At 44.0% G+C, this 13,727-nt stretch carries 12 protein-coding genes; 10 read left to right on the top strand and 2 right to left on the bottom strand.

Annotation, left to right across the window (positions count from 1 at the left end; translation table 11 throughout):
- Positions 1-20: 20 nt before the first annotated feature.
- Complete coding sequence (locus tag E4K68_RS03245; RefSeq protein ID WP_135377319.1) at positions 21-1,907, bottom strand: NADH-quinone oxidoreductase subunit NuoF; 1,887 nt, start codon at positions 1,905-1,907, stop codon at positions 21-23.
- A gap of 80 nt (positions 1,908-1,987) precedes the next feature.
- On the bottom strand, positions 1,988-2,500 hold the full coding sequence (locus E4K68_RS03240) for an NAD(P)H-dependent oxidoreductase subunit E (protein WP_135377318.1): 513 nt from the start codon (positions 2,498-2,500) through the stop codon (positions 1,988-1,990).
- Positions 2,501-2,792: 292 nt separating this feature from the next.
- On the opposite strand from E4K68_RS03240, the gene E4K68_RS03235 reads away from it, so the two are divergent.
- From E4K68_RS03235 to galU, 10 genes are all read left to right on the top strand, one after another.
- On the top strand, positions 2,793-3,245 hold the full coding sequence (locus E4K68_RS03235) for a MarR family transcriptional regulator (RefSeq protein WP_135377317.1): 453 nt from the start codon (positions 2,793-2,795) through the stop codon (positions 3,243-3,245).
- 62 nt (positions 3,246-3,307) lie between these two features.
- Positions 3,308-4,498 (top strand): MFS transporter, encoded by a 1,191-nt coding sequence (locus tag E4K68_RS03230; RefSeq protein WP_135377316.1) that lies wholly within the window; start codon positions 3,308-3,310, stop codon positions 4,496-4,498.
- 312 nt (positions 4,499-4,810) lie between these two features.
- A complete protein-coding gene (locus E4K68_RS03225; RefSeq protein ID WP_135377315.1) occupies positions 4,811-6,019 on the top strand; it encodes a DUF445 domain-containing protein in 1,209 nt (402 codons plus the stop codon).
- On the top strand, positions 6,016-7,338 hold the full coding sequence (locus E4K68_RS03220) for a DUF445 domain-containing protein (RefSeq protein WP_135377314.1): 1,323 nt from the start codon (positions 6,016-6,018) through the stop codon (positions 7,336-7,338). The genes E4K68_RS03225 and E4K68_RS03220 overlap by 4 nt, the downstream gene beginning before the upstream one ends.
- A gap of 216 nt (positions 7,339-7,554) precedes the next feature.
- A complete protein-coding gene (locus E4K68_RS03215) occupies positions 7,555-8,784 on the top strand; it encodes an ammonium transporter (RefSeq protein WP_135377313.1) in 1,230 nt (409 codons plus the stop codon).
- A gap of 118 nt (positions 8,785-8,902) precedes the next feature.
- Positions 8,903-9,241, top strand: a complete 339-nt coding sequence (locus E4K68_RS03210; RefSeq protein WP_135377312.1) for a P-II family nitrogen regulator — start codon at positions 8,903-8,905, stop codon at positions 9,239-9,241.
- Positions 9,242-9,573: 332 nt separating this feature from the next.
- Positions 9,574-9,696, top strand: coding sequence for a hypothetical protein (locus tag E4K68_RS21355; RefSeq protein WP_282432960.1), 123 nt, complete (start codon positions 9,574-9,576; stop codon positions 9,694-9,696).
- Positions 9,697-9,864: 168 nt separating this feature from the next.
- Positions 9,865-10,482, top strand: coding sequence for an ATP-dependent Clp endopeptidase proteolytic subunit ClpP (gene clpP / locus E4K68_RS03205; protein ID WP_135377311.1), 618 nt, complete (start codon positions 9,865-9,867; stop codon positions 10,480-10,482).
- Positions 10,483-10,730: 248 nt separating this feature from the next.
- Positions 10,731-12,452: a methyl-accepting chemotaxis protein gene (locus E4K68_RS03200; protein WP_135377310.1), complete on the top strand. Its 1,722-nt coding sequence runs from the start codon at positions 10,731-10,733 to the stop codon at positions 12,450-12,452.
- 207 nt (positions 12,453-12,659) lie between these two features.
- Positions 12,660-13,547, top strand: a complete 888-nt coding sequence (gene galU / locus E4K68_RS03195) for a UTP--glucose-1-phosphate uridylyltransferase GalU (protein WP_135377309.1) — start codon at positions 12,660-12,662, stop codon at positions 13,545-13,547.
- Positions 13,548-13,727 lie beyond the last annotated feature (180 nt).

Genomic DNA, 13,727 nt, shown 5'->3' with positions numbered 1-13,727 from the left:
GAGTCCTCCTTCAGGGTAGCTTAATGATGACTAATGGCACCGAAATGGCATTTCTCCATGCATGCTCCGCATTTTAAGCAACGTTCTTGGTCGATGATGTGACGATCTTTGGTTGATCCTGTGATGCAACCGGCGGGGCAGTGCTTGGCACAAAGTGTACATCCTTTGCATTTGTCTGTGATGTGATACCTAAGCAAGCTTTTGCAAACCCCGGCTGGACAGGTTTTATCAACGATATGGGCTAGATATTCGTCTCGGAAATACTCTATCGTGGAAAGAATCGGATTGGGTGCACTTTGCCCAAGCCCGCAGAGGGAAGAGACCTTGATCGTCTTGCACAGTTTTTCGAGCTTATCTAAATCATCTAAGGCCCCCTTGCCTTCCGTGATTTTGGTTAGAATTTCATGAAGACGTTTGGTGCCCACTCTGCAAGCGGTACAGCGCCCGCAGGATTCATCGACCGTAAACTCGAGGAAAAACTTAGCGATATTGACCATGCAATCCCCTTCATCCATGACGATGAGCCCCCCGGAGCCCATCATAGAGCCGATGGCAATTAGGGATTCATAATCAATGGGAGTATCCAGGTGTTTGGCTGGAATACACCCGCCAGAAGGACCTCCTGTCTGCGCGGCTTTAAATGATTTGTGGCGTTTGATTCCTCCGCCAATGTCAAAAATTATTTTTCGGAGGGTTGTCCCCATAGGGACTTCCACAAGTCCAACATTATTGACCTTACCAGCTAAAGCAAACACTTTGGTCCCTTTGCTTTTTTCTGTGCCGATTCCAGCATACCAGTCAGCGCCCTTTAAAATAATAGGGGGGATGTTAGCCAAGGTTTCCACATTGTTGACACAGGTAGGTTTTCCCCAGAGTCCTTGTTGGGCAGGGAAGGGGGGTTTAACCGAAGGCTCTCCTCGGGTTCCTTCTATGGAATGAATAAGTGCGGTCTCTTCCCCGCAGACAAAGGCACCGGCTCCGTATTTTATCTCAACGTCAAAGCAAAATTCACTGCCCAAGATCTTTTCCCCGAGTAATCCGTATTGTCGGGCTTGTTTAATTGCGATTTCTAAACGATGAATGGCTAAAGGGTATTCTGCTCGGATATAGATGAATCCGTGGGAAGCTCCGATCGAAGAACCCGCGATGAGCATGGCTTCCAAAACGCTATGAGGGTCGCCTTCTAAGATAGAGCGGTCCATAAAGGCGCCTGGATCCCCTTCATCCGCATTGCAAATGATATATCGTTGTTTAGCCTCATTTTGACGTGTTAATTCCCACTTCGTACCTGTAGGAAATCCTCCGCCACCACGCCCACGGAGTCCGCTTTTTTTAATCTCTTCTATGACTGAGGTTGGACTCATATTGAAAAGGACTTTAGATAAGGCTTGATAGCCGTCGGCGGCGATATATTCACGAATGTCTTCAGGAGCAATATAGCTGCAATTTCGTAGCGCAATGCGAAGCTGACTATGGTAAAAGGGGAGGTCAGACGCAAAACGCTTTTCGGTATTTGGATCGATATAGAGAAGGCGTTCCACTAGCTTCCCTTGAATGAAATGTTCTTCGACGATGTCAGCTACATCCTCGGTTGAAACTTCAACATAGAGGACATTATCGGGGTGAATCTCAAGAATGGGTCCCTTTTCGCAAAAACCAAAGCAACCCGTTTGAAGAACCTGAACCTTATCAGATAATCCGCGTCGTTGTAGTTCTTGAATGAGAAGTTTGGCTATTTCTGGACTGTTTGAGGCATGACAACCGGTTCCTCCACAGACCATAACGTGCCTTGGTCTGTCTTGCGATTCTGAAGTATTAGCAGAGTTATTAGGTACACGCCGATTTTCAAGAAGAACGAGGTTTTGGATTTTTAGGGCATTTAGTTCGTCTGTGTTTTTGAGCTTCATGATGGCTTCCCTTCCTTTAATGACGGTCTTACGTATTAAAGCGATTTAAGAGTGCTGTACCAGGGACCTATTCAGACGCTCTAATGTACGACGGTCTCTGAGATCTGATTCTCCGTTTCGTAGGTCGCTAAGATATGTTCAACTTCCTTAGGATCGTTAAGGCGCCCATAAACTTTTCCATCCACCGTCATGACTGGGGCAAGGCCACAGGCCCCAATGCAGCGCACAGAATCCAAAGAAAAGAGATGATCAGTCGTGGTTTGTCCCGTTTTAATTCCCAGTTGTTTTTCGACTTCTGCTTGTAGTTTCTCAGAGCCCCGCACAAAACAGGCCGTGCCCATGCAAACGTTGGCAACGTGTTTACCTCGAGGTTTCATAGTGAAAAAAGAATAAAAACTTACAACGCCGTAGACTTTAGCGGAAGGAATGTCCAGTTTCTGAGCGATATGCCATTGTACTTTATCGGGGAGGTATCCAAAGAGTGCTTGAGCTTGATGGAGGATAACAATTAGGTCTTCTTTTTTATAGGGGAGGCTATCAATATAGTCATCGAGCTGCTGAAAAAGATGATCGGTTGAGGGGTTGTCGCACATAGTAATCCTCCTTTTATTGAGAGATATGCTTTATACTTCCCACTTCTCCAAGATTTACGTACGAACTTGAAAAAATAAGTAAGAAGAAAGCAATGAATCTGGGCACTTATGAAAAAGGAAATCAATTACTTATTGACATAAACTATTTCATGAGCTTACAATCGAATTACAAAGAACCCTTGGAGTGTTCCTAACCACGAGAGTTACGATTAGGGAAAAGCGAGGCCTTTATGTGAGTAGCTAACTAAATTCAGGAGCGACAGTAGCGTATATTTTAAAGGAGTGATAACCTGTGATCGAAGAAAAAGAAGTTGCTCTCATGGAGGAGACAGACCTTCTATTTAGGAGTGTTTGGAAAAAGTACCAATGCTTCCTAATGCCTGAACATAGCGAATTATCCATGCACCAAATGATGTTTCTGAAATATTTGGAACGTAGAGAAACCTGTACACCCTCTGATATTGCACAACAGTTCGGGATTACGTTGGGAGCAGTCACTGGATTTGTGGATCGTCTTTATAAGTTAGGTCTCATCACACGAACTCGTAGCGAGGAAGACCGTCGAGTGGTCCTTATCCAACTCTCTCCACAGGGAATTGAGCCTTTAAATGCTTTTGAAAAGGAAAGAGAAACAAAGTTTATACAGATCTTTAAAAAGCTGGATGCCCTTCAAGTGGCGGAATTTAATAAGGCCTTAGAACAGTTGAACGCTGTTCTGGATAGTTTAGCATCAGATGAGAAATAATTGCTTTGAAATCCTTTGTTAATCAACGGGGTAAACAAAACGGAGAAATAGGAGTTTTTTATATGCGGAGAAAACCGATGGGTCCAATGGTGATCTTGCTAATTATACAGTTTTTGGTCATGGTGGGATTTGGTATCGTGATTCCCATCCTTCCATTCTTTGTGAATAAGTTAGGCGGGGGAGCACTTTCCCTAGGGATTTTTATGTCCGCCTATTCCATCATGCAGTTCTTTTTCGCACCCTTTTGGGGCAGACTGTCTGATCGTATTGGTAGACGACCGGTTATTCTTATAGGGTTGAGCGGGTATGGTCTAACCTTTCTAATGTTCGGGTTGGTAAACAACCTATATTTGCTGATTGGACTTCGTGCTTTGTCTGGAATGGTTTCATCGGCGACGCTTCCGACAGCGATGGCGTATTTAGCGGATATTACAGTAGGCGAGGAACGCTCGAAGGGGATGGGATTGATTGGAGCAGCGATGGGACTTGGCATGATCTTCGGTCCAGCCCTAGGCGGCTTGCTCGGTCACTACAGTTTCTCTTTGCCTTTCTTTGTGGCTGGAGGTTTGGCTTTATTGCTTCTGCCGTTCACGTGGGCATTCTTGCCGGAATCCCTGAAGCAACCGACCTCTAACCTTTCGGGCCGTAAAAGGCCTAGACTTACTTTAGCCGTGTTACAAGACCCTATGTTTGCACTTTTTGCTTTTAATTTTGTCTTGAGTTTTACTATGTCCATGTTTGAGAGTACGTTTGCTTTACTAGCAGCAGCGAAGGTGGGCTTCGGTCCTCGGGACATGGGGGTCACATTTGCCATTTTGGGTGTTTTCGCTGTGATTGTTCAGGGTGGACTTATCGGCAAATTGGTGAAGAAATTTGGAGATACTAAGCTCGTGAACACCGGTGCAGTCTTATGTGCAGTGGGCCTTCTACTTATCATCCTGTCCGCGGATTATAAGAACATCTTTTTTTTAGTAGCGTCCACCGTGATCTTCATGGTAGGTAATTCTTTGATGGTTCCAACAAGCTCCAGTCTCGTCACGAAACAAAGTACGCAAGGGCAAGGTGCCTCCCTAGGCCTTTTTCAGTCCTTTGCAAGTTTAGGGAGAATATTGGGTCCTGTGACCGGCGGAGCCCTTTTTGGAATAGGTATGGGTTTGCCATATGTCACTGGAGCCGCCCTATTGGGGCTGATCGTCTTATTCTTTGGGAGTAAAATTAGAGTGAACGCACGCCCTCCACTGGTACAAGAATAGAAAATAGACTAAAATAGGGAGGAAGTTTCTTAGCCCGTTCGCATACGTTCCATTGCTATTCGCTTGGCGACGAAGCTAAAACGCTAAACCTCTGGGCTATTCTGCATGTGAACCTCTAGCGTTTCTTAACGCTTCATTGCCTGCTCTCATTGACGCAATTCCACTAAAGTGCTCTCTAAGCTAAGAAACTTCCTCTGGCTCGAGATGACGGGGGATGTATGAGCAAATTGGAGTCCTGCGGCGCTGTTTGCGTGCTTTCTGAAGCGTTTGCGCATGGATATTTATTAATGTTTGATGTAGGTGGAAGAAATAATGGTGAAGAAAAGAAATAATACCCAGAGTGCTAATCTAACCCTTGGGGGAATTACCCTTGGATTTTTGTTAAGTTACCCATTTCATACTAGTTTTGTAGGTGGACTCATCTCTAGTGGTTGCACTGCTGGGATGATCGGGGGGCTTGCTGATTGGTTTGCAGTAACCGCGCTCTTTCGGCGTCCGCTGGGAATTCGACCGGGTAAGGTGCTACGGACGGAGATTATTCCGCAGAACAGGGAACGGATTTATGCGGCTTTGGCTGATATGGTACAGCATGAACTACTTTCGCAAGACGTACTTAAGCGTAAACTATCCGCCTGGAATCTTTCTGGAGTGCTGATCCGGATATTTGCAGAGCAGGACGTTCGTGAGGCTGTGAGTCTATTACTTGCCAATCTCGCGGAGGATATCGAACACCATGTTGAGCCGGACAAGCTTAAACAGCAGATTCGGAGCGTAGTTGAAGAAAACGTGCATAGCTTGAATCTCTCTCGAACTCTTGCTGAAATAGTCGAGTTTTCCCTGGCACATGGAGATGTTGATCAGGCGCTGACGGTTATTTGCCGGACATTTTATGAATTTATGGACCAACCTTTGGTGAGTGGTGCTTTAACGGAGATGATAGAGGCTGCCTTAATGCGATATGGGGATAATAATCCCACGCGTAAAATTATCGGAAAGTTCCTTCCCTCACCTGAGATTCTGGCGAAAGGACTCCAAGAAAAGGTTAAAATAACGTTACAGGATGGTACGGTCGAGCGGTGGTTGAAGGATTCATTGCTCCGCTTAACGTTAGAACTCAAAACTAATTCTTCGCTCCAAGAACGACTCAATGCCTTTATCATCCAGGCCCTGAATGGGAGCACTGTAAAGGCATTCGAGATACAAGCTTTAATTGAGAAGTTTTTTAGTAATTTAGAGGACAATTGGGATGGTTACCTCGAAAAACTAGAGCGTAATCTTGATCTGAGGCAGAAGATGGATGAAGGGATCAAACAAATTCTCGAAAAACAGATTGCCTATCACCACAATGCGATTGGACGTATGGTTCGTGAGGGGTTAGACCCTTTGACAGATGAAACGCTCGTTGAATTGATAGAGGACAAGGCCGGGAATGACCTGCAAATGATTCGGATCAATGGATCAGTCGTCGGTGGATTGGTCGGAGTATTGATCTACGTACTCGGGGTGGTGTTACGCTCATGAATTATCACAAAAAGGCAAATGTGATCTTGGCAGCCGTTTTCCTCTTTTTCTTGATTGCGGCACTGTTAGAACATTATTACCCTAATAACTTTGGAATCAGGCTGTTTTATTTCGTCTCAGAAGCAGCCTTAGTGGGTGGAATTGCCGATTGGTTTGCGGTCACTGCGATTTTCAAAAAGCCACTTGGTTGGGGCTATCATACTGCACTAATTCCCCGAAACCGGGAAAAGGTGATTGAAGCTGTGGCATCTATGGTTCAAAAAGAACTTTTGCGAATGGATGTGATTCGTAAAAAAATCGAAGGGATTCCTTTCGTTGTGGGTATCCAGCAATATGTGGAAAAGCAAGGCGGGTCAGCCTATCTAACAGGTGAGATTTCAGGTTATCTGCGGCGTTATGTCGAGAAACAGGATTCTGCCAACCTAGCAGAGAAGCTCGCCGTGTTCCTTCGCGACAAAGCCAAGGGGTGGAACCTGTCGTCGAAAGTACCTGCTTTGTGTGAGTGGGCTCTAGAACATGGATATATCGATGAAGGGCTAGATGGCTTAGCTGAAGGATTATGGGATAAAGCTGCAGAAGGGGAAACACGCCGGGCTATTTTGGATTATCTAGAGGAGATTAAAGAAGAGAAATTAGGCAATGGCGGGTCAATATTTCGTACTTTAATGGGATTCGTGGAAATGTCTGATGGGTTAAATCTTGATGATGCAGCCGACGCCTTGCAAGTGGAGTTGCTTCTAACCTTGCGTAAATTCAAAGAGCCCAAACATCCTTTACGTATAGCTCTGAAAAGCACCCTTTTGAATAAACTAGCCGAATCAGACCAGGATATTCGAATTGCTTTACAAGTTGAGCGTTGGAAAGAAGATCTCTTGGCCGAGCCTTTGTTTGAGGAATTCTTAGAAACGCTTATTCAGGAAGCAATAAACGTTGTGGTCTCTCCCGCAACTTCCTCAGAGCCGAATGCACTACATCGAACGTTGCATCCTTTTGTAGAAAGGTATTGGGACAGCCTTCAGGAAAATACGGCACTTCGAGAAAAGATTAATTCCTTCATAGTTGATACCTTATGCAAAGTGATTCAAAATGAACATGATCTGATCGGAAACATAGTTAGAGAGACGCTTTCAGCGTACACGGATCAAGATCTCAATCAATTTATTGAGGACAAGGCGGGTAATGATCTTCAATGGATCCGGATCAATGGTTCGATGATTGGCGGAGTAGTGGGGTTAATCCTATTCTTATTCTTAGATTTAATCTATGCCCCCTATATCGGGCCGGCCTTAATGACCGTGATGACGCAACTGTATCGTTAGGGTGGATATATGGACTTTTGGACTCATGGAAGGTATACAGGATTCAAGTAGAGAAAGTATTGCAGACAGTTAATTCCCGTGCTACAATACCAAACATAAGGTGTGCACAGCCGAAAACCCATGGGTTAGAAAAGAGATTACAGCAAAGCAAAGGCGCTTTGAGACTACTCGAAAGAGTACCTCAAAGCGCTTTTTAATTTAAGAGGAGGAATGATTATGGATACGGGAGATACAGGATTTATTTTGATTTCGACAGCTCTGGTTTTCCTGATGACACCGGGTTTAGCGCTCTTTTATGGAGGGATGGTACGTAAAAAGAATGTACTCAGTACCCTCATGCATAGTTGGATCATTATTGGTATTATGTCACTTCAGTGGATTGTTGTAGGATATACTTTAGCTTTTGGGCCAGACTTTCACGGTATCATTGGAAGTTTAAACTGGTTGGGTTTGAATGGAGTAGGAATAGATCCTAATCCAGATTACGCAGCGACCATTCCGGCGATTGTCTTTATGGCGTTTCAAATGATGTTTGCTGTTATCACTCCCGCTTTGATAAGCGGTTCCATTGCAGAACGAATGCGTTTTCCAGCATTTATTGCTTTCGTACTATTATGGGCAACCTTTGTTTACGATCCATTGGCCCATTGGGTCTGGGGTGTTGGTGGTTTCCTAAGAACTCTCGGAGCCTTAGACTTTGCAGGGGGAAATGTAGTGCATATTAGTTCGGGATACTCTGGATTAGTAGCGGCCCTGATGCTCGGAAAGCGTAAAGGACTAGGTAAAGACTCGATGGCACCACATCAGGTACCTATGACCGTCTTAGGAGCAGGACTACTATGGTTTGGTTGGTTCGGGTTTAATGCGGGAAGTGCCTTAGGAGCGAATGGTTTAGCTGGTATGGCCTTTGTGAATACAAATACTGCTGCAGCTGCAGCGGCTATAGCCTGGGCCGTTGTGGAACGCATTCACAGAGGAAAATCAACGATGCTCGGTGCTGCCAGTGGTGCAGTCGCAGGTTTAGTGGCCATAACACCAGGCGCAGGATTTGTGACCCCGCTTTCTTCGATATTTATTGGTTTTGTCGGTGGGGTAGTTTGCTATTATGGAATCAGTCTAATGAAAGCGAAATTCGGGTATGATGATGCTTTGGATGCTTTTGGATGTCATGGAATTGGCGGGACATGGGGAGCCTTGGCGACCGGAATCTTTGCCACAAAATCCATTAATTCAGCTGGAGCGGATGGATTATTCTACGGGAATATGTCACTCTTAGGGATTCAGGCTCTCAGTGTTTTGATCACAGTGGTGTTTGCCGTGGTAGGGACGTTCATAATTTTAAAAGCGGTAAGCTTGGTGACGAAACTTCGTGTTAGCGATGATGAGGAAGCAACTGGTTTGGATTTATCCTTGCATGGAGAAGAGGCTTATCCGGATTTCATTTAAGTTTTATACTCTTAGACTAAGTTGGAGCTATTCAGGGTTAATTGGGTTTAAGCTGAGTTAATTGAGTCAAGGTGAAAATTGATTGTACCAAGGTTAAATCTGAGTGGGAGGGTTCTAAATGAAGAAAATTGAGGCGATTATCCGTCCAGGAAAGCTGGACAATGTGAAAGATGCGTTAGGTAATCACGGTGTCAACGGTTTGACGGTGACTCAAGTAATTGGGTGTGGCAAACAAAAGGGGCACACGCAGATATATCGGGGTGTGGAGTATACAGTCCATCTCATCCCTAAGGTTAAGATTGAAATTGTTGTTATGGACCAATACGTAGAAGAGATAATCCAAGTAATTAGGCAAGAAGCACGAACAGGCGAGATTGGAGACGGAAAGATCTTTGTGTCCAACGTGGAAAATTGTTATACGATAAGAACTGGGGATAGTGGAGAAAAGGCGATATAGAAATTGATTTAAAGATGAGTAAAAAAAAGGATATGAATGAGTAAGAAGGATCGTTGCCCTAGATAGGGATAACGATCCTTCTTTACGCAGTGGGAGTAATTGGAATAATATGGAACAAATTAAGGGGCAAAACGTATACTGTATCAGAAGAGTGAAAGGGGGATTTAATATGGCATTCGGAGCTGGTGCAGCTTGTGGCGGTGGTGTTGGAGCTGGCATTGCGATAGTGGTTGTAATAATTTTACTCCTCATTGCAATGGGAATTGTATTCTAAACCCTCGTGACAGAATTCAAAATAGTCGATGACTAAAAAATGAAGGAGGTATAATATTATGTACGGATATGGTGGAGGTTGTGGTTGTCCGGTAGCTCCTCCTGTTGTTGGGACGGGTGTTGGCGTTGGAATTATTGCTATCGCAATATTAATCCTTATTGCCTTGGGAGTTATCTTTTAAACATCATCTGGCAAGGAGGGCTCCTGAGGGGGCTCTCTTCTTTTGTTATGAAATAAAAGAAAAACATTTGACCTTAACTGACCTTTGTAATAAAATAAAGTCATTCGGTAAGAATATACTAAGTTAAACGTAGTACCATTAATAAAGATGGAATAGGAGGAATTATAAATGGGTTATCTCGTCCCAATGGTTGTGGAACAAACAAATCGTGGGGAACGTTCCTACGATATTTATTCTCGGCTTCTCAAAGACCGTATTATTTTTCTCGGGGGAGCTATAGACGATGATGTTTCTAATCTTGTAGTTGCACAATTGCTCTTCCTCGAAGCAGAAGATCCTGAAAAAGATATCAATCTGTACATCAACAGTCCGGGTGGTTCAATCACAGCCGGAATGGCCATCTATGATACCATGCAATACATCCGTTCGGATGTTCGGACAATTTGTATTGGGATGGCAGCCAGCATGGGAGCATTCCTTCTAGCTGCTGGTGCGAAAGGGAAGCGGGTCGCTTTGCCTAATTCAGAAGTCTTAATTCATCAGCCGTTAATCGGTGGGCACGGGCTCTCTGGACAAGCGACGGAAATCGAAATTCATGCAAGGCAGTTGCTCAGAACTAAGGCCAAGATGAACAGAATTCTCTCGGAAAGAACAGGACAGCCACTTGAGCGGGTTGAAAAAGACACAGATCGTGACTATTACATGACGGCTGAAGAAGCCAAAGAATATGGTCTTGTGGACCAAGTCTTAGAAAAAGTAGAACTTGCTAAGGAAAGCAAAGAGTAAACAGTGAGTAAGACCACAAACGCAAGGACGATTTAATCGCTCTTGCGTTTTGTTTATGATGCTTAACCTTAACGTTTATCCACACCTTGCAGGAACAGACTTTTTTAAGTAAAATCCTTGTTCTAAATTAAATTTTTCAAAAGAAATATTTCACACAGGATATGCGTTCGTAGTGTAGAATTAATATATTTTAGATTATTCAGCGAAGACAGAGAAGGCGGATTTATTCAACAAGAGGAGTGACAGAATTGGGTCTAAAAAAACGGAGACTTGGATTCCAAGTAACGGCATTAATGCTATTTATTGCTTTAGCGGCGGGCGTCGTGGGTGCAATTGGGATTTATGGAATGTCTCAAATGCACAATACCTCGGATCAGGTCTATAAACAGGATGTCGTTCCCATGAACCTGCTCTCGGAAATGCATTTTCATGCCCAGGCCTATCGAACGAATGTAGCATTGGCGGTCAGCGCGCGTACGTCTGAAGAATTTCAGAAGTTTGTGGCTCAAGCCAATCAACAAGAGACCCAATTAGAAGAACATATGGCTGCATACGAAACCATTGCAAGATCGGTAGAAGAGGATGACTCTTGGAAAAAGTTTAAAGCCGCTTGGAAAGATTATTTAGAGGCGGCTCAAGTTACAATTAAAGCTTCAGATTTAGGCCGAGTGGACGAGGCTAAAGCCAATATGTTCGGGATAGCAGGAACGAAGAATCAGTTAGCTGGGGATATGCTCCAAAAGATGGTTGATACCAAATTGGAGAAGGTAGATACCAACAGCATGACAAAAATGAGTTTGATTTTCAAAAAATCATCCTCTATTTCTATTATTCTTGTTGTAATTGATGTTATAGTCAGCATTTTTATCGGCTGGGCCTTAAGTCGATCCCTCACTAAGATGATGAATCATTTACTGCAAAATGCCAACGAAATTGCGTTAGGAGACATAGCCCGCAAGAAAAAAGCTCCTTGGAAAGTTTGGAACCATGAAGAATTTGAACTGCAAAAGTCCTTTGGAGATATGGTGTTTTCTCTGAGAGATACCATGACGAAGGTAGCGGAAATGGCTAACGATTTAGCTAAAACGGCCCAAGAGATGCGTTTAGGTGCGGAACAATCCGCTCGGGCCGCTGAACAAGTGGCTACATCGGCAAGCGATATAGCTACTGACGCAGAAATTTCAGTCACAGAAATGACGGAAAACCATGAACGGATGACTCAAGTAATAGATCAACTGAATCAAACAGAACGGCATGCTGAAAAAGTAAGTCTTGCATCTGGGCGTTCCGCTGAGCTTTCGCGCAATGGAAATATTGCCTTGGGACAAGTGGTTCAGCAAATGAACGAAATAGAAAGTCAGGTTCACAGCCTAAGCCAAGTAATTGGAGATGTGGATGAAAAGTCAGAGGAGATCGCCCAGACGGTACAAATAATTGATAGCATTGCGCAACAAACAAACCTTTTAGCCTTAAACGCTGCCATCGAAGCGGCACGTGCAGGGGAAAACGGCCGTGGGTTTGCAGTGGTGGCAGAAGAAGTGCGTAAACTTGCAGAACAAGTCCAAACAAGCTTAGTCGATATTTCTCAGCGAGTACAGGAAATGCAACAGGCTTCTCGGAGCGCCCATCAAGGAATGAAAACGAGCGTAGATAGTGTGAACAAAGGAAGTTCCTACTTAAAGGAGATTTCTACCCAATTCACAGTAATTCTTGGCTCAGTAGAAGAAAGTGCTGAGTTAGCTCAGGATATAGAAAAGACTGTACGGAAAGTACAACAGGATGGAGAACATATAAAGGCTGGCATGCAAATGGTTGTAAATAAGGCCGAATCCACCTCCGCAGGTACCCAAACTACGGCCGCAGCGGCAGAACAACAAAACGCTTCAGTCGAGGAATTGTTTGCCTCGGCTGAAAGCTTAAATGAATTGGCAAGAAATTTAAAAGACTTAATCGGTTATTTCAAATTATAGTAAGAATTTTAAAATTAAGGACTTTTAAAAAACGAGGCTTCGCACCCTCGTTTTCCAATTCTATAGGGATTATTCTAGTTGGTGTAGCTAGTTCACTTACAACGATAAGAAAAAAAGAATTAGTAGGGTTGTTCGTAGATATACATAAGAGGTATTGGTGATATATATAAGGGGTAAATGATTGTTGTTAAAAAGGAGAGCTGAAGAATGCGTAAAATTCGTAAAGCAGTGATACCGGCAGCCGGGCTGGGAACCCGTTTTTTGCCAGCAACAAAGGCTCAACCAAAAGAAATGCTGCCCATTGTGGATAAACCAACGATTCAATACATTGTGGAAGAGGCCATTCGATCTGGAATTGAAGATATTATTATTGTTACAGGACGGAATAAACGGGCTATTGAAGACCACTTTGACCGCTCTATGGAATTAGAGGCGTTTTTGGAAAAGCACGCGAAGGATGAGCTTTTGGATTTGGTGCAGGATGTCGCAAGGATGGCAGATATATATTATGTGCGTCAAAAAGAAGCGCTAGGCTTGGGGCATGCAATCTATAGTGCCCGGAAATTTATAGGAAACGAACCCTTTGCAGTTCTTCTAGGGGATGATGTTATCTATTCAGAAGTGCCTGCGCTGGGGCAAATGATGAATCAATATGAGCGTTATGGAGCAAGCATGGTAGGGGTCCAAGAAGTTCCGCTTGAGGATACGTCTAAATATGGTATTGTCGATGGCGAAAAGTTTGCGGATCGGCTTTATCGAGCTAAGGATATGATAGAAAAACCTCGGTCAGAGGATGCACCGAAAACTCGCTTAGCCATTATGGGCCGATATATCCTAAATCCGGAGATTTTTGATATTTTGAGCATTCTTGAACCGGGCAAGGGTGGAGAGATTCAGCTCACAGATGGGATTAAGGAGCTGGGTCGCTATCAGGAAATTCTGGCCTATGAATTCGAAGGTCGGAGGTATGATGTCGGAGATAAACTGGGTTTTGTGGAAGCGACCATCGAGTATGCACTGCGTCGAGGGGACATTTCAGAGGATCTCATGAATTATTTGCGGGATTTAGTTCTAAGATCGGAAATTGATGAATAGACAGACTGGGGATTATTGTGGATAATGCTGCTTAATTTTCGCGAAATTTATAGACCAGAAGGAACCTTTTGGCATTTATCCGAAACAGAGGACGGAAAATGGGCCTAGCTCTACAGCAAAAGTGACACGCTTCTCTCCTGAAAATTGGTAAAATACTAACGTACCAAGACAAAAAAGATT

Source organism: Desulfosporosinus sp. Sb-LF (assembly GCF_004766055.1).
Classification (GTDB): domain Bacteria; phylum Bacillota; class Desulfitobacteriia; order Desulfitobacteriales; family Desulfitobacteriaceae; genus Desulfosporosinus.
Note: the sequence above shows the minus strand (reverse complement) of the source record. Positions and strands in the feature narration are given on the sequence as shown.